Here is a 24,646-nt window from a genome sequence, read left to right on the forward strand (position 1 = left end):
GGGCGCCAGGTGCCGGCTTGGCGATGACGGCTTGTGCAGCCGCTACGCTGCGTCGCGGACCCGTGGTTCGCACCTCGCCACCGCTGCCGCGGCGTTACAGCTTCATTCTCAGCCCGAGATACAGCTGCCGTCCGGCCGCTGGCGAGAACATGGGCTGCGCCTGTGCCCAGAAGAAGCTGTCGTACCACACGTAGGCATACTCGCGACCGGTGGCATTGCGGACCTGCACGTCCACGCTCCAGTTCGGGTTGATCGTATAGCGCGCGGTGAGGTCGAGCGTTGCAAAGCCGCCGTACTTGCCCGCCACGTTGCGCTCTTCGAGGTAGTAGTTGCCCTGGGCGCGTCCCTGCAGGCCCAGTTGCAACGCCTCGGTCGCGCGGTAGTCCACGCCGATGTTGCTGATGTAGCGGGGCGTGGCGATGACTTCGTTGCCTTGCAGCGAAAGCGCAGCGGCACGGTCGTCGCGCGTGATCCTGGCTTCCTGGTAGGCATGCGATGCCCAGAGCGTCCAGCGATCGCCCAGCTGTGCGCTGATCTGCGCATCCACGCCGCGGCGACGCGTCTTGCCCAAGGTGACGGTGGTGCCGGTGGCCGGCATGTTCGACACCTCGTTTTCCGCATCCTGTTGCCAGACGGCGATACGCGCCTGGCTGCCTGCAAATGGGCTGAATTTCATACCCAGCTCGACGCCGGTGTTGGTGGAAGGGCGGATGCCGGCTTGCCCTGGGGTGAGATAGGCCGGGGCGGTGGAGCCGGTCAACACCTGGAAGGTACGGCCCCAGTTGGCGTACACGTTGGTGCTGGGCGTCAGGGCGTAGATCACGCTGAGTTTGGGCTGCCCGATGCTGCCGTAACGCTGCAGCGGTGCGCGCACCGCACCCGGTAGCTGTGTGTCGCCGTCGAAGCGGTCCACGCGATAGGCCGGCACCAGCTTCAGGGCCTCGACCGGCTGATAGATGGCCTGTACGTAGGCGCCCCAATTGTCGAAGGTATAGCGGTCGTCGTTCTGGATGCGCGCTGGCACTGCGGCAAAGTCGGTGGGCTCGGCATAGTTGAAGCGTTCGCGCCGGTACGCATTGTCCTGATGTTCGTAGTTGATGCCGCCTTCCAAGGTCAGCAGGTCGTTGGCGCGCCAGGTCAGGGTGTTGAGCATGCCCACCTGCGTTTCGTTCCAGCGCCGACGCTGGCGCGGGGCATTGCCGGTGGGCAGGTCGCTGAAGGTCACCCGGCGGTCGTCCTCGTAGCGGTTGTAGTAAAGCTTGCTGCCCAGGAACAGGGTGTCGGTCAGTTTCAGGTCCAGATGCACGCCGAGCTGCTGCATGTCGCGGTCGTCGCCATCGTTGCGGTTGCGGCGGTCCGAGTTGCGACGATCCGCCTGCAACTCTGCTGCGGTCATGAAGCCCGGCTCGTCGGCCTTGGTGCGGTACGCGCGTGCCGTCAGGCCGATGCGCATGCCGTCGTCGAGACTGCCGTAGAACCATTTGCCGCCCAGCACATGCTTGCTGGAGCGATCGTGCGCACGATAGCCATCCGACGCCTGTGCGCCGATGAAGTAGTTCTGCGCGAATCCGTCGCGTTCGCGCCCTATCGCGATCTGCGCATCGCGGCTGGCGTAACTGCCGTAGGCCACGCGGGCATCGGTGTAACTGCCGCCCTGGCGGGTGCCGAAGTTGATGTTGCCGCCGATGTTGTGCAGCCCATAGCGCGGATCGTTGGTGCCACGCACCACCTCGATGTAGCTGATCTCCAGCGGAAACAGCATGTCGATGAAGCGCTGATTGCCGCTGTTGACGTTGCTGGGAATACCGTCGATCAAGGTCTTGATCGCATTGAGATAGCCCTCGCCGTTGAAGGCGCGGAAGCTGACCTTGCCGGATTCGGCACCCTGGCGGGTTTCGGTCAACTGCATGCCTGGCATCTGCCCCAGCAATTCCCAGCTGTAGGACACGTTCTTGTCCTCGATCTGGTCGGCGCCCAGGACATCCACCGACGTCAGCACCTGATGCGCACTGAGCTGGCCTTCGTGATGCTGGTGGACGTCGACCTTGCCGAGCGTCAGCGCCGAATCGGAGGACTGCGCGCGTGCGTCGGCCGCAAACAGCAGAGCGGCGACAGTCGCCACGAGGGAATGGATCTTCATGAAGCGGGCAATACCTGCGGGCCAATGGAATCGTGTCAGTAATGACATGTTATAACATATTTTGACAAATTCAATTCGCGTCGCGCTGCTGCCGCCTTGGGGGACGATCGGCAAGTGATCGTGTTGCAACGCCTGATGGGCCGCTTGCGTGTCGGCGATGCGCCGCTCGCGGCGTGGGGAACAGCCAACAGCCAATGGTGCTGCATCCGACAGCCGCAGCACGCAGGCGATGCAGGTGCCGTGTCGCTTCGCGCTGGCGGCGGACGGGGTCGATCCCGCCGGCGCGGTGTTGCGGTGCTTATCCGGGCATGCGCACTGCGCGCTCGCGCAGCCACTTGGTGGCCACCCACTTGTCGCCAGCCAATACCGGCGCACCGGCGTGCAGGCTGCGTGTCATCGGGTGCGGGCGGTCATAGCTGAAAAACACTGCATTGCCCTTGACCGCAGCGACATCCAGATGCGCGTCAGGAAAACGCGTCGCACCACCGCGTTCTGGCGTGTTGAGGTACATCACCAGCGAGGCGACGCGTTGCCCGCCGGCCTGCACCAACACCGGGGTGCCGGCTGCGTCCGGATCGAAGTAATCGTAATGCGGCCGGTATTCCGCACCGGTGGCGTAGCGCAGCACTTGCAACCCTTCGCCGTGATCGACTGGCCAGTCGAGCAGGCGCGCGATGCGCGCTTCGATACGTTGACACAGCGCATCCTGGCCAAGGCGCAGGCACATGCTGTCGCTGGTGCGCGCGGCATGCACCACGTGCTCTCCGTTTGCATTGTCCACGGTGCGCGAGCGCGCCAGATGCGGCTGGGCCAAGGCGATCAATGCATCGCATTCCTCGTCGGAAAGAAAGCCGCCGAGTACCACCACGCGCGGCAGCAACAGGCTGACCAACACGCGCACATCGCGGTCGCCCAACGCAAGTAGCGAGGCATCGGCGTCTTGTTGCAACGCGGGCACGCGCACCGGCATCGGCAAGCCGTTCGCTTGCGCGTGTTGCCGGATGTGGGCACGGACCAGTGCCTCGACTGCATCGATGGCGTCCTGTTCGTTCCAGCCCTGATCCAGTAGCGGCTGTAGCGCTTGCTCGGGCGGATGGCCGGCCACGGCTTGCGCCACGATCCAGTGGGCCAGCGGGGTCGGGATATCGGCGTGTGTCATCGCTCTACAGTGCATGTCGGCATGTGGCATTGGTATGTCAATTGTGTCGTGGTAAGACAAATGAAACAGATGCCCTCTATAAAAGTGACGGGGATCTTGAACGTGCTCGCCACTGCAGTGCGCGGAACGCCACCAATTCTTGACGACTCCTCTTCATACCGACCTTTGACCTGGAGATCAGCCGCATGGCCGTTCGCAACAGCAGCAAGACACTTCTCATGACCTTTGGTACCGCACTGGCGCTGTCGGCCTGTGGTGGCGGAGCCGACCGTGTCGCCTCGCCAGGTGAAGGCGCATTCCCGCCGGCACCGGCCCCCACACCGACGCCGGCGCCCACGCCTGCACCAACGCCGGCACCCGCACCGAGCGGCCCGGCCGCCGATTGCCCGAGCGGTTTTTCCAACGTCGGCACCATCGCCAACAACACGCTACGCGCCTGCCAGTTGCCGGAAACCATCAATGGCAACCTGGTGGTGCCGGCGCGCGCGGGCACCGTTTACTCGATCAGCGGCCGCGTCAATGTCGGCACCGACCGCGGCGGCAACGCCACCGCACCGGCCGCCGGCAGCACGCAGGGTGTCTTGACCATCGAGCCGGGCGTGACCCTGTTCGGGTCGGCCGGTAGCGACTACATCGTGGTCAATCGCGGTTCGCAGATCTTTGCCGAAGGCAGTGCGACTGCGCCGATCGTCTTCACCGCACGTCAGGCGCTGGAGAGCACGGTCAGTGCCAATACCATCGGCCTGTGGGGCGGTATCGTGGTGCTGGGGCGCGCGGCGATCAACAACTGCCCGGGCACCACCGTGTCGGGGACGCCGGAATGTCAGGCGCAGGTCGAGGGGACCAATGCGTTCTATGGCGGCAACAACGCCACCGACAACAGCGGTTCGATGCGCTACCTGCGCGTGATGTATTCGGGCTTCGAAATTTCGCCCAACAACGAATTGCAGGGCATCACCCTGGCGGGCGTGGGAAGCGGCACCAAGCTGGATTATGTGCAGATCCACAACAGCTCCGACGACGGCATCGAATGGTTCGGCGGGACGGTCAACGGCAGCCACCTGGTCATCACCGGTGCCGACGACGATTCGCTGGATACCGATGCTGGCTGGAGCGGTGCACTGCAGTTCGGCATCGTGGTGCAGCGCGCCGGTGGTGGCGACCGCATGAACGAGTGGAGCAGCCTGCGTCGCCAGCCGTATTCGCGCCCGAAAGTGGCCAACTTCACCTACGTGGGCAACGCGCGCGCCGGTGCGGCGATCATGCTCAACCAGGGCACCCAGGCCGCGTTCTACAACTCGGTGGTCACGCGCCCAGCCGGCGGCACTGGTGATGGCCTGGTATGCTTCAACCTGGCCGATACCGACACGCTCGGCACCTTCAACTCGGTGTTCTTCGCCTGCCCGACGGCCTTCGGCAGCGACGCGCGTGCGGCCAGCCAGTTCGCAGCCGGCACCAACAATGTCGCCAACGGCGTGTCCACCTTGCAGAACACCTTCGTCAATGGCGCCAATGAATCGGCAGTACCGGCGTTCCAGGGCCTGAACGGGGTGAGCAGCTTCTTCCAGCAGGTGAACTACATCGGTGGCGTGCGCGATGCCAACGATACGTGGTGGCAGGGCTGGACCTGCGGGCTGACCGCCGACCGTCCCTGCTGAGGCATGGCATCGCACGGCGGCCATCGGTCGCCGTGCGATGCGTCCAGCTTCATCTTTCTGTTGCCAGGGCTCCCACGATGCGAACCTCTGCTGTTGCCCGTCTCTCGCGGACGGGCCTGTCTCTTTCCATTTCCACCTTGCTGATGTCCGGCGCCGCCATGGCGCAGTCGACCACCAGCGACGCCGACGCCGGCAGCAGTACGTCCAGCGCGGCCAGTACCAGTGTGCCCAAGCAACTCGACCAGGTCGTGGTGCGTGGCGACTACATTCCCGAGCCGATGCTGCAAACCTCCGAAGTGGCCTCGTTCGTGACGCGCGAAGACATGGAGCGCACCGGCGACAGCAGCGCCGCGGTGGCGCTGACGCGTGTCACCGGGCTGAGCCTGTCGCGCGGCAAGTATGTGTATGTGCGCGGTCTGGGCGAGCGCTATTCGTCTGCGTTGTTCAACGGTTCGCCGCTGCCCAGCCCAGAGCCGATGCAGCGCGTGGTGCCGCTGGACCTGTTCCCCAGCGATGTGCTGGCCAGTGTGACCGTGCAAAAGACCTATTCGGCCGATTATCCGGGCGAATTCGGCGGCGGCGTGATCGATCTGCAATCGATGGAAATCCCCGACACGCCGTTCCTGTCGTTGACCGTGGGTGGTGGGGCCAACAGCGTCAGCACCGGCGAAAAAGGCCTGACCTATTACGGCTCCGACGATGACGAGTGGGGTTTTGATGATGGCATCCGCAAGCAGCCTACCGCCTTGCGCGATGCGATCAGGACCGGCCGCCGAGTCGATCTGGGCAGCTTTTCGCGCGAGGACATCCGTCGCATCGGGCGCAGCTTGAACGATGCCAACCTGTATGTGCTGCAGGAAAAGGACAGCATCGCTCCGGACGTCAATGTCGGCGGCAGCGCCGGCTACAGCATGGATGTGGGCGAGGCCAAGCTGGGCATCATCGCGGTGGCCAGCTACGACAACGAATGGCGCACGCGCACCGGCAAGCAGCAGGACGGCATCTTTGTCGGCGACAGCGTCGAGTTCAATTCCAACTACGACTTCGCCACCACCCGCAACAACGTGCGCAGCAACGGCATGCTGGGGCTAGGGTGGGAATATGGCCGGCATACCATCGGCTGGACCACGCTCTACGTGCACGACACCTTGAAGGTGGCGCGCAGCCGCGCCGGTCGCGACGAACTGGCAGGTTTCGACGTGCGCGACGACAACACCGAGTGGTACGCGCGGCAGTTGATCAACAACCAACTACGCGGCACGCACGCCTTCGGCGAATACGACGACCTGAAGATCGAATGGCGCGCTGCAGTGGCCAACGCCAGCCGCGATGTGCCTTACGAAACCGGGATTCGTTACGAGCGGCTGGACGGCTACTGGGCGCACGATGCCTCACGCGTGCAGAACTACACGCGTTTCAGCAAGGTCGACGACAAGGTGGCCAGCGGTGGCGTGGATGTCACCTGGCGCTTGCCGATGGAGCACGACCTCACCGTCAAGGGCGGGCTGGCCTATCTGGACAACGACCGCAGCGCGTGGAGCCGCGAATTCCGTTTCCTGGCGCTGGACGGGCCGCTGCCGTTCCTGAACCAGTACCAGCGCGTGGATTATCTGTTCTCCGATTACAACCTCAGCAACGATCTGCTGCGTCTGCGCGAAACCACCGGTAGTTTCGGTGCGGCTGCCTACGACGCGAACTTGAAGGTCAAGGCGGCGTATCTGCAGGCAGAGGGCGAGATCATGCCGACGCTGCGCGCCACGGCAGGCGTGCGTTACGAAGACGCCACCCAAGCGGTGCATCCGTACGACATCTTCAGCGGCACGCGCCAGGACGGTGTGGCACCGTTGCACAACAGCTATGCGCTGCCGTCGGCCACGGTCACCTGGAATTTTGCCGAGAACCAGCAGCTGCGCTTTGGCGCTTCCAAGACCATCGCACGCCCGCAGTTTCGCGAAATGGCGCCACAGCAGTATCTGGACCCGGACATCGACCGCCAGTTCTTCGGCAACCCGTTTTTGGTCGACAGCGAGCTGGTCAATCTGGACGCACGCTACGAATGGTTCTTCGAACCGGGCCAATACGTCACCGTCGGCGCGTTCTACAAGAACATCGACAAGCCGATCGAAGCCATCGTCAACGACGCCCCCGGCGGCGGCATCGTGCAGAGCTTCATCAATGCGCCCAAGGCGACGCTGTACGGCGTGGAGCTGGAGGCCAAGAAGTATCTGGAGTTGCCGATCGCTGCCGACTGGTGGGGCGACAAACGCATGTTCGTGTCCGGCAATTACACCCGAACCACGTCCGAGGTTAGTGCCAGCGATGGCGATACGGTGCAGCCGTTCGGCTTCAGCGCACCGGTGCAGGCGACCTTGTTCATCCGCGATGGTTCGGCATTGCAAGGCCAGTCCGATGACATCGCCAACCTGCAGATCGGGGTGGAAAGCGAGCGCACGCTCAGCCAGGCGACGTTGATCGCCAACTACGTGGGCAAGCGGGTGTCCGCGCGTGGTCGCCCCGGGCAGCCGGATTACATCGACAAGCCGGGCACCTCGCTGGATCTGGTGATCAAGCAGGGCCTGACGTGGTCCGGCGAGACGGTGTCGGTGAATTTTGCCGCGCGTAACCTGCTCAAGACCAAGTACCAGGAGTACCAGAAGGTAGGGAGCAACCGGGTGGACCTGTACACCTACCAGCCTGGCATCAGCTATGACATCAGTGTGACAGCGCGCTTCTGATCTGAGGTGCAGTTGCCAGTGTCGCAAGCGCCCGCTGTGCGTTGCATGGCGGGCGTTTGCGTTTAGTCGTATGGCGCCGTGTGTCGGTCTGTGTCATTGGTTTCTTCGAACTGACACATTGCAGCCGCATTCTGTCATCCAATCGAAATCCTGAGACGGATGTCCGCTTTGCAGCGCGCCTGGCCCTCGTTGAATTCCTTGTTGCTGGCGCCAGGCGTTCGCACGGCGGTGGCGTGTTGCGTGGTTGCGTTGCTGGTGCTGCAAGGTGTGCGCCTGTTGTGGCTGGTGCTCACGCCGATCGGGCCGTTGGGCACTGCGCAGCGCGGTCGCGTCACTACTCTCGACGTGTCCGCATTGCGTCGCGATGTGTTCCATCGCAGCGCCTCCGACACCAATCGCGATGGCATGGTGCTGCATGGCGTGCGTGCTGGCGGCACCCAGGCGGCCGCCTATCTCAGCGGTAGCGATGGCCGGCAAGGCGTCTACCGCGTCGGCGACACGGTTGCGCCCGGCGTGGTGGTGCAGGCGATCGCGGCCGATCAAGTGCTGCTGCGCGCTGGCGCCAGTGTGCGTCGCATTGCATTGGGCGAGGCATCTGCTGCGGGTGCATCGCTCCGGCCTGCAGCAACGAGCGCAACCGCGCCGACCGTTGCTCCGGCAGCCGTGCAATCGAATGTCACCACGGCAGCAGGCGCGAGCGCAGCCACCGCCGTCGATGCGCAGCAGCTGCTCGCCAGTGCCGGCTTGCGCGCCAGCGCCGATGGTGGCGGTTTCACCATCATGCCGCGCGGCGATGGCGCACTGCTGCGTCAGGCCGGTCTGGCGCCGGGCGATGTGCTGACCCAGATCAACGGCCGCACGCTCGATGCAGAACATCTGCGCGAGCTGCAGGACGAATTGCGCGATGGCCAGAGCGCCACGCTGACCTACCGCCGCGACGGCCAGACCCACACCATGACCTTGAAGCGCCCGCAATGACTGCTGTTCGCCCGCTCTGGCTGCTCTCGGCCACGTTGTTGCTCGCGCTGCCCGCGGTGCCGATGACTGCGTTGCATGCCGCCGATGCACCGGCCGTGCGCCTGCAGGACGTGGACCTGCGCGCTTTCATCCAGGACGTCTCGCGTGCCACCGGCATTACCTTCATCGTGGACACGCGCGTGCAGGGCTCGGTCAACGTGGCGCGCGCGCAGGCGATGTCCGAAGCCGATCTGCTGGGCATGCTGCTGGCCGTGTTGCGCGCCAATGGATTGATTGCGGTGTCCAGCGGGCCATCGACCTATCGCATCATTCCCGACGACACCGCCGCGCAGCAGCCGGGTAGCGCCGCCAACGGCAACCTGGGATTTGCAACGCAGGTCTTCACCCTGCAGCGCGTGGACGCACGCAGCGCGGCAGAAATCCTCAAGCCGCTGATCGGGCGCGGTGGTGTGATCATGGCGATGCCGCAAGGCAACAGCCTGTTGATTGCCGACTACGCCGACAACCTGCGACGCATTCGCACGTTGGTGGCGCAGATCGACACCGACCGTGCGGCCATCGACACGGTGACGCTGCGCAACAGCTCGGCGCAGGAACTGGCGCGCACCCTGACCTCGCTGTTCGGGCAAGGCGGCGAGCGCAGCAATGTGTTGTCGGTATTGCCGGTGGAAAGCAGCAATTCCTTGATCGTGCGCGGCGACCCCGCACTGGTGCAGCGCGTGGTACGCACCGCAGTCGATCTGGACGGGCGCGCCGAGCGCCGCGGCGACGTGAGCGTGGTGCGCCTGCAGCACGCCAGTGCCGAGCAATTGCTGCCGGTGCTGCAGCAGCTGGTCGGGCAGACGCCCGGCAACGAGGCGCAGGCCGGGCAGGACACACGTTCCACTGCGATGGACGTGGCTGCGGCGAGCGGCGCGGCGCAGACGCAGGTGATCGCGCCGGCGGCAGGCAAGCGCCCGGTGATCGTGCGCTACCCGGGCTCCAATGCGTTGATCATCAATGCCGACCCGGAAACACAGCGCGCCCTGATGGATGTGATCCGGCAGCTGGATGTGCATCGCGAGCAGGTATTGGTCGAAGCGATCGTGGTGGAGATCTCAGACACCGCTGCCAAGCGCCTGGGCGTGCAGCTGCTGTTGGCTGGCCGCAATGGCACGGTGCCGCTGATCGCCACGCAATACGGCGGCGCCTCGCCAGGCATCGTGCCGCTGGCTGCGGCGGCGGCTGGCACGCGCAGCGGCAATGCCGACGACGATTCGGTGCTGGAACAGGCACGCAACGTGGCTGCGCAATCGCTGCTGGGCCTGAGCGGTGGCCTGATCGGCCTGGCCGGGCAAAGCAACGACGCGGTGTTCGGCATGATCATCGACGCAGTCAAGAGCGACACCGGCTCCAACCTGTTGTCCACGCCGTCGATCATGACCCTGGACAACGAGCAGGCGCGCATCCTGGTAGGCCAGGAAGTGCCGATCACCACCGGCGAAGTGCTCGGTGCGGCCAACGACAACCCATTCCGCACCATCCAGCGCCAGGACGTGGGCGTGGAGCTGGAAGTGCGCCCGCAGATCAACACGGCCGGCGGCATCACGCTGGCGATCAAGCAGGAAGTCTCGGCCATTGCCGGGCCGGTCAGCGCGCAATCCTCGGAGCTGGTGTTCAACAAGCGCCAGATCGAAACGCGCGTGGTGGTGGAGAACGGTGCCATCGTGGCGCTTGGCGGCCTGCTCGATCAGAACGACCGCCAGACCGTGGAGAAAGTGCCGCTACTTGGCGATGTACCCGGCCTGGGCGCGTTGTTCCGGCACAAGTCGCGCAACCGCGACAAGACCAATCTGATGGTGTTCATTCGCCCTACCATCATTCGCGATGCAGCCGATGCCCAGCGCATGACCGCGCCACGCTACAACTACCTGCGCGAGCGTCAGCTGGCCGATGGCGATCCGGAAGCGGCGCTGGATGCGCTGGTGCGCGACTACTTGCGTGCGCAGCCGCCGCAGCTGCCGGCCGGTCCATCGTCGGTTGCGCCGGCACCGGCAACAATACCTGCGCCCGGCGCACGTCCCGTGCAGCGTTGATGCCATGAGCAGCGCCCGCGCCAGCATTTCCTATGCATTCGCCAAGCGTCACGGCGTAGTGCTGCTTGGCAGCGACACCACCGCGCAGATCGGTTTGCGCGAAGGTGGCGATGTGCAGGCCCTGATCGAGTTGCGCCGCGCGTTGGGCATGCCACTGCAGGTGCGCACGCTGGCGCCGCCAGTGTTCGACCGGCAGGTATCGGAGATCTACGCCGATGCCGGGCTGGAGCAAGGTGTGCAGGTGGAAGCGCTGGATCTGCATGGCAGCCTGGATTCGTTGATCGACGACATTCCCACCGCCGATCTGCTCGACAGCCAGGACGATGCGCCGATCATTCGTTTGATCAACGGCATCATCGCCGAGGCCGCGCGGCTGGGTGCATCCGACGTGCATCTGGAATCCTACGAGTCGCGCCTGCGCGTGCGCCTGCGCGTGGATGGCGTGATGCGCGAGGCAGCCACGCTGCCCGGACGCATCGCACCGCTGCTGGTGTCGCGCGTCAAGGTGATGGCGCGGCTGGATATCGCCGAAAAACGCATCCCGCAGGATGGGCGCGTGTCGCTGGTGATGGGGGCCAAGGCACTGGACGTGCGTGTGTCCACGTTGCCCACGCGCGGCAGCGAGCGGGTGGTGTTGCGTATCCTGGACAAGGAGCAGGGCACGCTGTCGCTGGCGCAGCTGGGCATGCCACCTGCGGTGATGCACACCGTGCAGCGCGCATTGCAGGTGCCCAATGGCATCGTGCTGGTCACCGGGCCCACCGGTTCGGGCAAGACCACGACCTTGTACGCGGCGCTGCGCCTGCTCAACGATGGCTCGCGCAACATCCTCACCGTGGAAGATCCGGTGGAATACGCCATCGATGGCGTCGGCCAGACCCAGGTCAACGCACGTGTCGGCATGACCTTCGCCGCCGGCCTGCGCGCGATCCTGCGCCAGGACCCGGACGTGGTGATGATCGGCGAGATCCGCGATACCGAGACCGCGCAGATTGCGGTACAGGCCAGCCTCACCGGCCATCTGGTGCTCTCCACCGTGCACACCAACGATGCGGTGGGCGCGGTCACGCGGTTACGTGACATGGGGATCGAGCCGTTCTTGCTGGCTTCCAGTCTGCGACTGATCCTGGCGCAGCGGCTGGTGCGGCGCTTGTGCACGCAATGCCGCAGTGCACGGCCGATGGACGCCGCAACGGCCCAACTGCTGGATGCGCCGGCCGATGCAGTGATCTACACCGCCGTGGGCTGCAACGTCTGCCACCATAGCGGATACGCAGGGCGCGTGGGCATCTACGAGGCCATTGCGGTAGACGATGCGATGCGCCGTTTGATCGGCGACAACGCCGACGAAGACGCGCTGGCTGCTGTGGCCTTCGCACGCGCGCCGCGGCTGGGCGATGCCGCACGCGCTGCCGTGCTGCAAGGCCTGACTACGCTGGAAGAAGCGCTGCGTGTGACCCGCCAACAGGACGACGCGCATGCCGCAGTTTGATTACACCGTGCTCGATCTGCATGGGCGCAACCGGCACGGGGTCATCAGTGCCGACAGCGCGCACGGCGCACGTGCGCTGCTGGAACAGCGGCAATGGGTGCCGGTGCGCGTGGAAGTTGCGGCCGCGGCCGGCAGCAAGGCCGGCCGCGCAGCGCGTTTCAGCGGCAAGGATCTGGTGCTGTTCACCCGCCAGCTTGCCACGCTGGTGGAGACCGCGCCGCTGGAAGAGGCCTTGCGCACCATTGGCACCCAGTCCGAACGCCGCGGCGTGCGTCGGGTCACCAGCCAGACGCATGCATTGGTGGTCGAAGGATTCCGCCTGTCCGATGCGATGGCACGCCAGGGCAAGGCGTTCCCTGCGTTGTATCGGGCGATGGTGGCCGCCGGCGAAAGCGCGGGTGCGTTGCCGCAGGTGCTGGAACGACTGGCCGATCTGCTCGAACGCCAGGCACAGGTGCGCAGCAAGTTGCAGTCTGCATTGGTCTATCCGGCGGCGCTGGCAGCGACGGCCGGTGCGGTGGTGATCGTGCTGATGACCTTCGTGGTGCCCAAGGTGGTGGACCAGTTCGATTCGATGGGCCGCGCCCTGCCGTGGCTGACGCGCGCGGTGATCGGCGTGTCGCATTTTCTGCTGCATGCCGGTATCCCGCTGCTGATCGCGCTGGTGATTGCGGTGGTTGCGGCGTTGCAGCTGCTCAAACGCCCGGCACTGCGCCTGACGGCGGACCGCGCGTTACTGCGTGCGCCACTGCTGGGCCGGTTGCTCCGCGATCTGCACGCCGCGCGCATGGCGCGCACCCTGGCCATCATGGTCAACAGCGGCTTGCCGTTGATGGAGGGGCTGATGATTGCCGCACGCACCGTGGACAACCGCGCGTTACGCCTGGCCACCGACGGCATGGTCACCGCGATCCGCGAAGGCGGCAGCCTGGCCGCGGCCATGAAGCGCGCGGGGGTGTTTCCGCCAACGCTGCTGTACATGGCCTCCAGCGGCGAAAACAGCGGACGCTTGGCGCCGATGCTGGAGCGTGCCGCCGATTACCTGGAGCGCGAATTCGAGACCTTCACCGCCGCCGCGATGAGCCTGTTGGAGCCGGCCATCATCGTGCTGCTCGGCGGCGTGGTGGCGGTGATCGTGTTGTCGATCCTGCTGCCCATCCTGCAATTCAACACCCTCGCGCTTGGTTGAGCGCGTCCGCTTATCCATGGAGATCGTCATGCAGTCCATCCACCCTCGTGCACGCCTTGGCTCGCTGACGGCACATCGACGCAGCCGTGGTTTCACCCTGGTCGAACTGATGGTGGTCATCGTCATCATCGGCCTGCTCGCCACGGTGGTGATGATCAATGTGATGCCCAGCCAGGATCGCGCGATGGTGGAAAAAGCCCGCGCCGACGTGGCGGTATTGGAGCAGGCGCTGGAAACCTATCGCCTGGACAACCTCAGCTACCCAAGCACCGAACAAGGGCTGCAAGCCTTGCTCAACCCGCCGGTCGGATTGACGCGGCCGGAGCGCTATCGGCAGGGCGGTTACATCCGCCGGTTGCCGGAAGACCCATGGGGCCATGCATACCAATACCGGCGCCCCGGCCGCCATGGCGGCTTTGACGTGTACTCGTTTGGCGCAGACGGTGCCGAAGGTGGCGATGCCGACAATGCCGATATCGGCAACTGGCGCTGAGTGACGGCCGTGTCTGCAATGCTGGGCCCTCCAAGGCCGTGTTCATCGCGCATGCCGATGCGCGTGGCGAACCGATGCGCGCGTGGCTTCACCTTGCTTGAGGTGCTTGCCGTGTTGGTCATTGCCGCGCTGGCCAGCACGTTGGCGGTGATGACCTTGCCGGATACGCGGCGCGATCTGCACGATCATGCCGACACCCTGGCCAGCGCGCTGATGCATGCACGCGACGAGGCGATCATGAGTTTGCGCATGGTGGAGGTCAGCATCGATACCGGCGGCTATGGTTTCCGTCGTCAGGCCCAGCAGCAGTGGGTTGCCTTGGATCAAGCGCCATTTGCCGCGGTCCGCTGGCCGCAGGGCATCCAGGCGCAGCTGCCTGTCGACAGCAGACACATAAGTGTGCGCTTCGACCCCACCGGTGCGGCCACACCGCAGCGCATCGCGTTGGGCGATGGCCGGCAACAGATGCAGATCGTGGTAGATGCCGCAGGCGTGGTGCAGGTCGATGCGCCATCTCGCTAATGCACGCGCATCAAGTGGATTTTCGCTGCTCGAACTGATCGTCGCGCTGGCGATCTTCGGCATGGCGGTGGTCGGCCTGTTGAACCTTTCCAGCGAGAGTACCCGCACCGCCGTGGTGCTGGAGGAGCGCGCGTTGGCCGCGGTGGTGGCGGAAAATCAGGCGATCGAGGCGACGCTGGCGCCAGCTGCCGCGATCCGCGCGCCGGCGAACGGGCAGGTGGTGATCGGCGGGCGCAGCTGGGAGTGGCAGCGCCAGTCGAGGCCGGCCGGCGCGGCAGGTTTGGTGCAAATCGAGGTGCGCGTGCGCCCTGCAGGCCAGGCGCAGGAAGTTGCCGGTCTGAATGTCTTGCGGAGCGCCGAATGATCGGCAAGCAACGCACGCGCGGCTTCACCTTGATCGAATTGCTGGTGGCCCTGGCGGTGTTCGCGTTGGTGGCCGCAGCTGCGGTGGTGGTGATGCGGCAGAGCATCGACCAGCGCGATGCCGTGCGCGCGCGGCTGCAACAGATTCGCGACTTTCAACTGGCCCATGGCCTGCTGCGCAGCGACCTGCAGCAGGCGGCCGTGCGCCGCACCCGCAACAGCGAGGGCAGCGCCGCACGCAGTGCATTTGTCGCCAGTGCGCCCGGAACGTACGGGCCCTTGTTCGGGTTTGTGCGACGTGGCTGGAGCAATCCGGACCAGGCACCGCGTGCGTCGCTGCAATACGTGGAGTACCGCGTCGTGGATGGGCGGCTGGAGCGCAGCGCACGCTCTGCGCTCGACGGCGCGGCAGCTGGCACGCCGCAGGTACTGTTGCGCGGCGTGCGTTCGGCGGCGGTGGCATTCCATTACCGGGCGCAGTGGAGCGATGGCTGGAGCGGCGGGCTTGAAGCATTGCCGGACGCGGTCGCACTGGAGCTGGACCTGGAGCACTGGGGGCGCGTGCGCCAACTGTTCCTGTTGCCGGAAGGGCGCACGTGATGGCACTGCACGTACCTGCCAGGCAACGCGGCGTGGCCTTGCTCACGGTATTGCTGCTGGTTGCCGTGATGACCTTGCTGATGGCGGCTGTGCTGGAAGACCTGCGCTTTGGTCTGCGTCGCAGCGGCAATGGCCAGGCGATGACGCAGGCGCAGTGGTACGCCCTGGGCAGCGAGGCCGTTGCGCGGCAGCGCTTGCAGGCGCTGTCCCAGCGGGATCCGCTGCGCACCACGCTGGACGGCGGCTGGAACGACCAGCCGGTCCGCTTTCCGCTGGACGACGGTGCGGTGAGCGTGCGCCTGCGCGATCGCGGCGGCTGCTTCAATCTCAACAGCGTGGTCGTTGGTGCGCCCGAACAATGGCAGCGTAGCGATGAGGGAGCACGCCAATATCGCGCATTGCTCCAGGTGTTGGGCATCGCCCCGCAACAGGCATATGCGCTGACCGACGCATTGGTGGACTGGATCGACTCCGACACACAGCCGGGCGTGCACGGCGCCGAAGACGACCGCTACCTGCAGGTCGCCGCGCCGCGGCGTACCGGTGCAACCTTGCTGGCAGGCGTCAGCGAACTGCGCGCCATCGCCGGTTACACGCCGCAATTGATCGCGCAACTGCAGCCGTATGTCTGCGCATTGCCGGAGGGGCGCTTGTCGCCGATCAATATCAACACGCTGCGCCTGGACGATGCACCGGTGCTGGTGGCGTTGACCGGAGGAGCGCTGGAGCTGCCGGCCGCGCGACGCGTCATCGCTGCACGGCCGGCTGGCGGATGGCGCGATGTCAGGATGTTTCTCAGCCAGCCGGCGCTGATGCAGGCCGAGCTGTCCAATGCGGTATTGGAACAGCTCGAACTACGCACCCGCTACTTCTCTCTCTACAGCCAGGTCGACCATGCCGGCGCGCAGGTCATGCTGGAAGCGTTGCTGCAACAGGAAACGGCCGGCCGGGTCCGACTGGTCGCGCGCCAATGGAGTTCTGACCAATGACCACGACGCTGTTGTTGCTGCCAGCCGATGCAGCCGCCCAAGCCACTGCAGTGCGTGTGGATGCGCAGGGGCAAGTGCAATCGATGGGTCAGGCCGCCACGCCGCCTGGGCCCTCCGCGCGCAACCTCCTGGTGGTGCCGGGTGTGGATGTCCATCTGCGCTGGTTGAGTTTGCCTGGCCGCAGCATTGCGCAATCGCGGGCCGCTGCGCGCCTGCAATTGGCCGAGCATCTGGCTGTCGACGCGCAGGCCTTGCATGTGGTGATCGCCGCTGGCGCTGAGGCCGATGGCACGCGCCTGGTCGCCGCAGTGGACAGCGTGGTGATGCAGCACTGGCTGGCGCGCGCAACGCAACTGGGCTTCGTTCCCGATGCGGTGGTGCCGGATTGCCTGCTGCTAGAGCCCGGTGCCGATGCGACGGTCGCGGTGATGCACTGGGACGGCCGATGGCTGATCCGCGGCGCACAGCTGGCCTGCAGCCTGGAGCCAGAGGCGGCGCGTCTGCTGTTGGGCGATCGTGTGCCGGCCGTGCCGCCGGTGCCCGACGCGACGCAGTCCATTGCCTGCGTTGCGCGCAATGCTGCCCACGTGCCGATCGATCTCCTGCAGCACCCGTTCGCGAACAAGGCCGCTGCTGAGCAACGGCGCGCTCCGCGCCGTCTGGCGGTGTTGGCCGCATTGCTGCTGCTATCGCCGGGGGTGCTGTTGCTGGGGCAGACCTTGCGCTACGAGATCGGTGCGCGTGTCCTGCAGGCCTGCGCCGCCACGCAGTTGGGTGTGCGCGATGCAGCGGCGGTACCGGCCGCATTGCAGGCGCGTCGGCAGGCCGGCACGGCGACCGATCGCCTGGCGGTGCAACTGAGCACCTTGTTCGGCGCAGTCGATACCCTTCCAGCGGCAGAACTGGATCAGCTGGACTACAACGCCGCACAGCCGTTGCGCGCGACCTTGCTGCACACCGATGACGCCAGCCTGCAGCAGCTCTCGGCGCGGCTTGCGGATGCCGGCTGGCACGTGGATCCGGGCAGCAGCCAGGTCGAAGACGGTCGCATGCGGACACCGTTGGCGCTGGAGCCATTGCGATGAAGACATCTGTGCAACGCGGCACGTACTGGTGGCAGACACGGGCGCCGCGTGAGCGGCGCATGCTGGGTGTGATGTGCGCCGCACTGGCGGCATTCGTGGGCTGGTATGCGCTTTACATGCCATTGCGGCACTGGCATGACCGGGCTTGGGCGCGCTATGCCGACGCTGCGCAGCTGGTGCTCGATGCATCTGCACAGGCGGCATCGACCAGACGCACCGCCGCACCGGGACCCGCGGCTCTGGCCGAGATCATCGCAAGCAGCGCACGCGATGCCGGCGTCAACATCACCTCCCAACAGCGCAGCGCCGCAGGCGGGGTGGAGGTGCAGATCGAGGCCGTCAGTGCCGCCACGCTGTTCGGCTGGCTTGAGCGATTGCGACAGGCGCACGGCCTGGCGCCGACCCAACTGCACGTGGCACGCGAGCAGGGCCAACTCCGCGTACGCTGCGGGTTTGCGGAATCGGAACCGTGACACGCATGCGCTGGGCCTTGCTCTTGGTGTCGATGGTGGGGGTCGCGCTACTGGCGTTTGTCCCGTTGCGCCTGGTGCTGCCGCGCGAGGGACTGCCGTTCTCGGTGCTGGATGTGGAGGGCCCGATCTGGGCCGGCACGTTGCGGCAGGTGCAATGGCAAGGCATCGCCTTCGGCGATGTGGCGGTGCGGCCGCGGCTCTGGCCGCTGGTGCGTGGCGAACGCCAGGTGCAGTTGCAGTCCACACAGCTGCACATGCTGTTGGTGGATGGCGCGCAACGCGGCATACGCAATGCACAGGGCCAATTGCTGGTGCGCCAGCCCGGTGGCGTGGCGCTGATCGATCTGGCGTTGCAGCTGCAGCAGGTGGATCTGCTCTTCGATGCCACCGGTTGCGTGCAGGCGCATGGGCGGGTCAGCCTGCAATTGCTGGCAAGCGGTGCGGGCGAGCTGCCCGGTCTGCCGCCGCTGCGCTTGTCCGGGCAGCCGGCGTGCGTGGATCACACCGCCGTGCTGACCTTGCTGCCCGACACCGCATTGCCCGCCGGCGTGCAGGCCGAAGCACAGCTGCAACTGTGGCCCGACGGACGCTGGCAGCTACAGTCGCGTGTCGATCCGGCGCAGGACGCGGTGTTGGGCGTCGGCCTGCAATTGCTGGGCTTCGCCGCCACGCCGGAGCGCGGGATGGTGCGCAACGACCACGGTCAATTGCGCTAGTGGCGATGTGGCTGGCTGCGCGCCGTAGTGCCGGTTTTCTGCACCATGCACGTGCGCGCGGCACCGCTGGCGCATCCATCGCGGCCGATTAAGCGACACGCCGGGGCATCCGTCGACAAACCTGTCGTCATGGTGCGGTGGCGAGTGGTTACGGCATTCGTCAGCGCGCACGCAACCTACGCAGCAGCTACCGAACGCCTGCACGGTGCCGGCCGAACGAGTGCAGCCGGTCTGCCGCGGCCGGATGCGTCGCCGATCCGGCGCTTTCGCGATTGCACGCGGTCTGATGCGCGCGGGGCAAATTGGTACTATATTGGACCTAACAAATCCAAGTCGGTCCGGAGGACAGGCAGTGGCCAAACCGAGAACCAATGCCAGGACGGATGACGACCCCAGGATGGACGCGCTGGCGCTGGAGGCTTCCGCGCCGACGCCGCTGTATCTGCAATTGGCGGCCAAGCTCAGCGACGCCATCCGTGGAGGGCAGTGGAAGGCCGGCGAGGCGTTGCCGGCCGAGCGCCAGCTGTGCGAGCGCCTGCAGATTTCGCGGGTGACCCTGCGCCAGGCGGTGGATGTGCTTGTCGAACAAGGCCTGGTCTCGCGCCGGCAAGGCGCCGGCACCTTCGTCACCACCCAGATCCAGCATCAGCTCAGCGGCCTGACCAGTTTCAGCGAGACGCTGCGCATCAAGGGCTATGAACCCGGGACGCGCTGGCTGGAGCGTCGGCTGCGCCCGGCGCATGGCGAAGAGATCCTGCGGCTGGGCTTGTCGCCGGATGCGGCGGTGGCCTCGCTGACGCGTCTGCGCAGCGCCGACGACCGCGTGATGGCCTATGAGCACGCGGTGTTGCCGCAGCGCATCGTCACCGACCCGCAGCAGATCGGCGATTCGCTCTACAGCTATCTCGATGCCCAGGGCACGCCGGTGGTGCGCGCGCTGCAGTACTTCCGCGCCATCAATCTGCCCGCACGGTTGGCCGAACACCTGCGCATGAAAACCGGCGAGGCGATTTTGCATGTAGTGCGCGTGGGCTATGCCCGCGATGGCAGCGCGATCGAATTGACCGACACCTATTGCCACAACGACTTCTACGACTTCGTCGCCGAACTGCGCCGCTGACGCCAACGGCATTCCTTACGACAACCTCAGAGCCAGCCGATCCATGACTACCGCCAGGCCCGCAAATCCCGTTGTCTCGATCGCCATCGTCGGCGTGCTGTTTTTCATCATCGGCTTTTTTACCTGGATCAACGGGCCGCTGATCACCTTCGTGCGGCTGGCGTTCGACCTCAACGAGGTCAATGCGTTTCTGGTGCTGATGGTGTTCTACCTGTCGTACTTCTTTCTGGCCTTGCCCTCGTCGTGGATTCTCAAACGCACCGGCATGAAGAAAGGCCTGGCGCTGAGCCTGGTGGTGATGGCCGTGGGCGCAGCAGGCTTCGGCCATTTCGCCACGCAGCGCTGGTATCCGGGCGCACTCGGCGGCTTGTTTGTCATCGGCAGCGGCCTGGCCTTGCTGCAGACGGCGATCAACCCGTACATCAGCATTCTCGGGCCGATCGAAAGTGCCGCGCGCCGCATTGCCTTGATGGGCATCTGCAACAAGATCGCCGGCATCCTGGCGCCGATCCTGATCGGCTCGCTGGTGCTGCACGGTATCGGCGACCTGTCCGCACAGGTGGCCAGCGCCGATGCGGCGACCAAGGAAGCCTTGCTCACCGCGTTCGCCGCCAAGATTCACGCGCCATATCTGGTGATGTCCGGCGTCCTGCTGCTGCTGGCCATCGGCGTGCTGTTCTCGCCATTGCCCGAGCTCAAGCCCTCCGAGGCCAACGCCACGCCGGGCGCGACCGGTGGCGTGCAGAAATCCAGCATCTTCCAGTTCCCGCACCTGTGGCTGGGCGTGCTGTGCCTGTTCGTCTATGTGGGCGTGGAAGTGATGGCCGGCGATGCCATCGGCACCTACGGGCACGGCTTCAATCTCCCGTTGGACAGCACCAAGATCTTCACCTCCTACACATTGGGCGCGATGTTGCTGGGCTACATCGCCGGCCTGGTACTGATTCCGCGCGTGATCTCGCAGGCGCGTTACCTGAGCGTGTCGGCGGTGCTGGGCGTGCTGTTCTCGCTCGGTGCCTTGTTCACCCACAACTACGTGTCGGTGGGCTTCGTCGCCGCGCTTGGCTTTGCCAACGCCATGATGTGGCCGGCGATCTTTCCGCTGGCCATTCGCGGACTGGGCCGGTTCACCGAAATCGGCTCGGCACTGCTGGTGATGGGCATCGCCGGCGGCGCGATCATTCCGCAGCTGTTCGCCATCCTCAAGCAGCATTACGACTTCCAGGTCGTGTTCGCTGCGCTGATGGTGCCGTGCTATCTGTACATTCTGTTCTATTCGCTGCGCGGTCATCGCGTGGGCCTGCCGGCCCAGGCCCAGTGATCGCGGCGGCATGATGCGTTCCGACGGACAAGGTACCTCCATGCGCAGGCCCACCATCAAAGATGTCGCCGAACGCGCCAAGGTCTCGTTGAAGACCGTGTCGCGGGTGATCAACAACGAGCCGTCGGTGATGCAGGCCACGCGCGCGCGCGTGCTGCGCGCCATCGCCGACCTGGATTACGAACCCGACCCGTCCGCGCGTAATCTGCGCAGCGGCACGCCGTTCGTGATCGGCCTGGTGTACGACAACCCCAACCCGTACCACATCATCGGCATCCAGAACGGCGTGCTGGCCGCGTGCCGGGAAACCGGCTTTGGCCTGCAGATCCATCCCTGCGATTCCACCTCGCCGTTGCTGGCCGAAGAACTGGCCGAATGGGTGCAGCGCTCGCGCCTGGCCGGGGTGGTGTTGACCGCGCCGATGTCCGAACGCCCGGAATTGCTGGCCGGTCTGGCCGCGCGCGGCATCAAGAGCGTGCGCATCATCGCCTCCACCGACGACCCCGGCGACGGCCCGTGCGTGTACATCGACGACCGCGATGCCGCCTATGAAATCACCGAGCACCTGATCCAGCTCGGCCATCAACGCATCGGCTTCCTGTGGGGCGGCCCGCAACATCGCTCCAGCGGCGAGCGTTACGCCGGCTATGAAGCGGCATTGAAGGATTACGGCATCAGCCTGGACAAGCACCTGGTGATTCCGGGCGACTACACCTTCGACGATGGCTTCCGCGGCGCACGCCGGCTGTTGTCGCTGCGCGAACCGCCCACCGCCATTTTCGGCAGTAACGACGAGATCGCTGCAGGCGTGCTGGCCGCAGCCAAGTCCACCGGCATGAACGTGCCGTATCAATTGTCGATCGCCGGTTTCGAAGACAGCCCGTTCTCGCGCCAGTCGTGGCCGGCATTGACCACCGCCAAACAGGCCACCGATGACATCGCGCGGCACGCCGCACGCTTGTTGATCAGCCAGCTGCGCAGCGACGCCTACGACGACCAACCGGCGCAATTGCAGAGCCGTGGTTTCGTGCCGCAGTTGGTGGTGCGCGGCTCCACCGCGCCGGCGCCCGCGTCCACCGGCAAACCCCTTCCTCCTGAATCTGCCTGAGCCACGATGAGCCTTCCCTCCGAAACCGAGACCTTGATGTTCCGCGAAGCGGCGCAGACCGCCGATGTGGTGGCTGCACAGTTCGCGCGTAATGCCGACACCATCGCCGCGCTCGCGCAGTCGCTGCGCCAGACGCCGCCGCCGTTCGTGGTGACCTGCGCGCGCGGTAGCTCCGATCATGCGGCCACCTATGCCAAGTACCTGTTCGAAACCCAGCTCGGCATCGTCACCGCATCTGCGTCGCCATCGGTGGGCTCGGTCTATGCAGCGCCGCTGCAGCTGCGTGGCGCGCTGTACATCGTGATTTCGCAATCGGGCAAGAGCCCGGACCTGCTGCGCAATGCCGAAGCGGCCAAGGCGGCCGGCGCGCGCGTGGTCGCACTGGTCAACGTGGAAGATTCGCCGCTGGCGCAACTGGCAGAGGTGGTGATTCCGCTGGGCGCAGGCCCGGAAAAGAGTGTGGCCGCCACCAAGAGTTATCTTGCCTCGCTGGCCGCGGTCCTGCATCTGGGCGCGGTGTGGAAAAACGACCCGGCCCTGCTTGCCGCGCTCGACGCATTGCCGCAACAGTTGCGCAGCGCGTGGCAGGCCGATTGGTCGGCGCTCACCGCCGGCCTGGTGCCTGCGCACAACCTGTTCGTGCTCGGCCGCGGCCTGGGCCTGGGCGCAGCGCAGGAAGCAGCATTGAAGTTCAAGGAAACCTGCGGCCTGCACGCCGAAGCCTACAGTTCGGCCGAGGTCAAGCACGGCCCGATGGCCCTGGTGGGGCCGGGCTTCCCGGTGCTGGTCTTCGCACAGCCCGACGAAACCGGTGCCGGCACCCGCGCACTGGCCGAAGAATTCCGCGCGCGTGGCGCGCAAGTGTGGCTGGCCGCGCCCGGTGGCGATCTGCCGCTGGCAGAGGCCGCGCATCCGGCTTGCGCGCCGCTGCTGACCGTGCAGAGCTTCTATCGCGCGATCAATGCGCTGGCGCTGCAGCGCGGCAACAATCCCGATCTTCCGCCGCATCTGAACAAGGTCACGGAAACCGTCTGATCATGCACGCTCTCGCGACTCAGGCACTGTGTAATGCACGCGTGCTCACCGACAACGGATTGCAGGACGGCCTGGTCGTGGTACTGGCTGGCACGCAGATCCAGGCGATCGTGCCGGCCGACGATGCGCGCGTTGCGCAGGCGCACACGCGCGTGGATCTGGGCGGCGCCACCTTGTTGCCGGGCTTTATCGACATCCAGGTCAACGGCGGCGGCGGCGTGTTGTTCAACAACGCACGCGACCCGCAGGCGCTGGCCACCATTGCGGCCGCACATCGCCGCTTCGGTACCACCGGCATGCTGCCGACCTTGATCAGCGATACCGCGCAGGTGATGGCCGAGGCGATCGATGCCACGCGCCAGGCCATCGCACAAGGCGTGCCCGGAGTGCTCGGCATCCATCTGGAGGGCCCGTACCTGAGTCCTGCGCGCAAGGGCACGCACGACGCAGGCAAATTCCGCGTGCCGGACGCGCACGAGATTGCCGTCGATACCTCATTGGACAACGGCGTCACCCTGATCACGCTCGCACCCGAGCGCGTGCCGCTGGACGATATCCGTGCCTTCGTTGCCGGTGGCGCGATCGTGTTCGCCGGCCACACTGCGGCCACCTACGAGCAGGCGTGCGAGGGCATTGCCGCCGGCGTCAGCGGCTTCACGCACGTGTACAACGCGATGTCCCAGCTGGCTGGCCGCGAACCCAATGCAGTCGGCGCAGCGCTGGAAGACCCCAACGTGTGGTGCGGCGTCATCGTCGACGGCGTGCACGTGCATCCGGCCAGCCTGCGCGTGGCGCTGGCGGCCAAGACACGCGGTAAATTGCTGCTGGTCACCGACGCCATGCCGATGGTCGGCAGCGACAGCGCCAGCTTCGACCTCTACGGCGAAACCATCACCGCCGTGGACGGCGTGGTGCGCAATGCCGATGGTGCATTGGCCGGCTCTGCATTGGACATGGCCACCGCCGTGCGCAACAGCGTGCGCTTGCTGGGCGTGGACCTGGCCGAAGCTGCGCGCATGGCCTCCACCTATCCCGCGCAATGCATTGGCCTGGGCGAACGCCTGGGACGCATCGCACCTGGCTACCAAGCCGATCTGGTACTGGTGGATGACGATGTGCAGGTGTTGAGCACGTGGGTGGCTGGGCAGCGCGATTAGGCGGCACTGGCAACATGACTTGGCCAATCTACGCATCGTGCGCGCCGCATTGCGTAATGCGGCGCGCGTGTCGTGTTTGATTTTTGAAATGCAGGGGCGTGCAGCGGCCCATGCACATCGAATTGGCGCATGTCGCATGCCTCGCCTTGCTTACCCGCCCCCTTATGCGAACAGGCCGCAAGGCGCAGTGGTCTGCATCGGCGCCAAGGGCAGTGAGACAGCGAGCACGCCGTCATCC

Annotated in this window: 21 protein-coding genes; 19 read left to right on the forward strand and 2 right to left on the reverse strand. The window is 65.8% G+C overall.

Annotation, left to right across the window (positions count from 1 at the left end; genetic code table 11):
* Positions 1-94: 94 nt before the first annotated feature.
* Together J7396_RS14970 and J7396_RS14975 are read right to left on the reverse strand one after the other, a co-directional pair.
* Positions 95-2,140, reverse strand: coding sequence for a TonB-dependent receptor (locus J7396_RS14970; RefSeq protein WP_209261669.1), 2,046 nt, complete (start codon positions 2,138-2,140; stop codon positions 95-97).
* A 298-nt stretch (positions 2,141-2,438) separates the two neighbouring features.
* A complete protein-coding gene (locus J7396_RS14975) occupies positions 2,439-3,299 on the reverse strand; it encodes a 2OG-Fe(II) oxygenase (RefSeq protein ID WP_209261670.1) in 861 nt (286 codons plus the stop codon).
* Between the two features lie 185 nt (positions 3,300-3,484).
* Between J7396_RS14975 and J7396_RS14980 the strand changes: the two genes are divergently transcribed.
* From J7396_RS14980 to nagA, 19 genes are all read left to right on the forward strand, one after another.
* Positions 3,485-4,957, forward strand: coding sequence for a hypothetical protein (locus tag J7396_RS14980; protein ID WP_011346363.1), 1,473 nt, complete (start codon positions 3,485-3,487; stop codon positions 4,955-4,957).
* A gap of 77 nt (positions 4,958-5,034) precedes the next feature.
* Positions 5,035-7,692 (forward strand): TonB-dependent receptor, encoded by a 2,658-nt coding sequence (locus J7396_RS14985; RefSeq protein WP_122273292.1) that lies wholly within the window; start codon positions 5,035-5,037, stop codon positions 7,690-7,692.
* Between the two features lie 159 nt (positions 7,693-7,851).
* Positions 7,852-8,670 (forward strand): type II secretion system protein N, encoded by an 819-nt coding sequence (locus tag J7396_RS14990; protein WP_008572136.1) that lies wholly within the window; start codon positions 7,852-7,854, stop codon positions 8,668-8,670.
* A complete protein-coding gene (gene gspD / locus J7396_RS14995; RefSeq protein ID WP_209261671.1) occupies positions 8,667-10,745 on the forward strand; it encodes a type II secretion system secretin GspD in 2,079 nt (692 codons plus the stop codon). Before J7396_RS14990 ends, gspD begins: the two co-directional genes overlap by 4 nt.
* On the forward strand, positions 10,690-12,237 hold the full coding sequence (gspE, locus tag J7396_RS15000) for a type II secretion system ATPase GspE (protein ID WP_280515042.1): 1,548 nt from the start codon (positions 10,690-10,692) through the stop codon (positions 12,235-12,237). Before gspD ends, gspE begins: the two co-directional genes overlap by 56 nt.
* Positions 12,224-13,426, forward strand: a complete 1,203-nt coding sequence (gene gspF / locus J7396_RS15005) for a type II secretion system inner membrane protein GspF (protein WP_122273288.1) — start codon at positions 12,224-12,226, stop codon at positions 13,424-13,426. The genes gspE and gspF overlap by 14 nt, the downstream gene beginning before the upstream one ends.
* Before the next feature lie 28 nt (positions 13,427-13,454).
* Positions 13,455-13,919, forward strand: coding sequence for a type II secretion system major pseudopilin GspG (gene gspG, locus J7396_RS15010; RefSeq protein WP_014089352.1), 465 nt, complete (start codon positions 13,455-13,457; stop codon positions 13,917-13,919).
* A 57-nt stretch (positions 13,920-13,976) separates the two neighbouring features.
* Positions 13,977-14,441 carry a GspH/FimT family pseudopilin gene (locus tag J7396_RS15015; protein ID WP_065628810.1) on the forward strand — a complete coding sequence of 155 codons (465 nt, stop codon included), beginning with the start codon at positions 13,977-13,979 and terminating at the stop codon, positions 14,439-14,441.
* Positions 14,425-14,805, forward strand: a complete 381-nt coding sequence (gene gspI / locus J7396_RS15020; protein ID WP_014089354.1) for a type II secretion system minor pseudopilin GspI — start codon at positions 14,425-14,427, stop codon at positions 14,803-14,805. The genes J7396_RS15015 and gspI overlap by 17 nt, the downstream gene beginning before the upstream one ends.
* Positions 14,802-15,404, forward strand: a complete 603-nt coding sequence (gene gspJ / locus J7396_RS15025; protein ID WP_008576733.1) for a type II secretion system minor pseudopilin GspJ — start codon at positions 14,802-14,804, stop codon at positions 15,402-15,404. The genes gspI and gspJ overlap by 4 nt, the downstream gene beginning before the upstream one ends.
* The gene (gene gspK / locus J7396_RS15030) at positions 15,404-16,393 is read left to right on the forward strand and encodes a type II secretion system minor pseudopilin GspK (RefSeq protein WP_071117853.1); all 990 of its coding nucleotides are present in this window, start codon (positions 15,404-15,406) and stop codon (positions 16,391-16,393) included. Before gspJ ends, gspK begins: the two co-directional genes overlap by 1 nt.
* Complete coding sequence (gene gspL, locus J7396_RS15035) at positions 16,390-17,478, forward strand: type II secretion system protein GspL (RefSeq protein ID WP_209261673.1); 1,089 nt, start codon at positions 16,390-16,392, stop codon at positions 17,476-17,478. Before gspK ends, gspL begins: the two co-directional genes overlap by 4 nt.
* Positions 17,475-17,951 carry a type II secretion system protein GspM gene (gspM, locus tag J7396_RS15040; protein ID WP_209261674.1) on the forward strand — a complete coding sequence of 159 codons (477 nt, stop codon included), beginning with the start codon at positions 17,475-17,477 and terminating at the stop codon, positions 17,949-17,951. Before gspL ends, gspM begins: the two co-directional genes overlap by 4 nt.
* 5 nt (positions 17,952-17,956) lie before the next feature.
* Complete coding sequence (gspN, locus tag J7396_RS15045; protein WP_209261725.1) at positions 17,957-18,667, forward strand: type II secretion system protein N; 711 nt, start codon at positions 17,957-17,959, stop codon at positions 18,665-18,667.
* 397 nt (positions 18,668-19,064) lie between these two features.
* Complete coding sequence (locus J7396_RS15050; protein ID WP_008576739.1) at positions 19,065-19,787, forward strand: GntR family transcriptional regulator; 723 nt, start codon at positions 19,065-19,067, stop codon at positions 19,785-19,787.
* A gap of 43 nt (positions 19,788-19,830) precedes the next feature.
* Positions 19,831-21,108 carry a sugar MFS transporter gene (locus J7396_RS15055; protein WP_209261675.1) on the forward strand — a complete coding sequence of 426 codons (1,278 nt, stop codon included), beginning with the start codon at positions 19,831-19,833 and terminating at the stop codon, positions 21,106-21,108.
* A gap of 40 nt (positions 21,109-21,148) precedes the next feature.
* Positions 21,149-22,216, forward strand: a complete 1,068-nt coding sequence (locus J7396_RS15060; protein WP_003482633.1) for a LacI family DNA-binding transcriptional regulator — start codon at positions 21,149-21,151, stop codon at positions 22,214-22,216.
* 6 nt (positions 22,217-22,222) lie between these two features.
* Positions 22,223-23,251, forward strand: a complete 1,029-nt coding sequence (locus tag J7396_RS15065) for an SIS domain-containing protein (protein ID WP_014089359.1) — start codon at positions 22,223-22,225, stop codon at positions 23,249-23,251.
* Between the two features lie 2 nt (positions 23,252-23,253).
* A complete protein-coding gene (gene nagA, locus J7396_RS15070; RefSeq protein ID WP_209261676.1) occupies positions 23,254-24,408 on the forward strand; it encodes an N-acetylglucosamine-6-phosphate deacetylase in 1,155 nt (384 codons plus the stop codon).
* The last annotated feature ends 238 nt before the right edge of the window (positions 24,409-24,646 follow it).

It is taken from the genome of Xanthomonas sp. A1809, assembly GCF_017746015.1.
In the GTDB taxonomy this organism is placed as follows: Bacteria; Pseudomonadota; Gammaproteobacteria; order Xanthomonadales; family Xanthomonadaceae; genus Xanthomonas; species Xanthomonas euvesicatoria.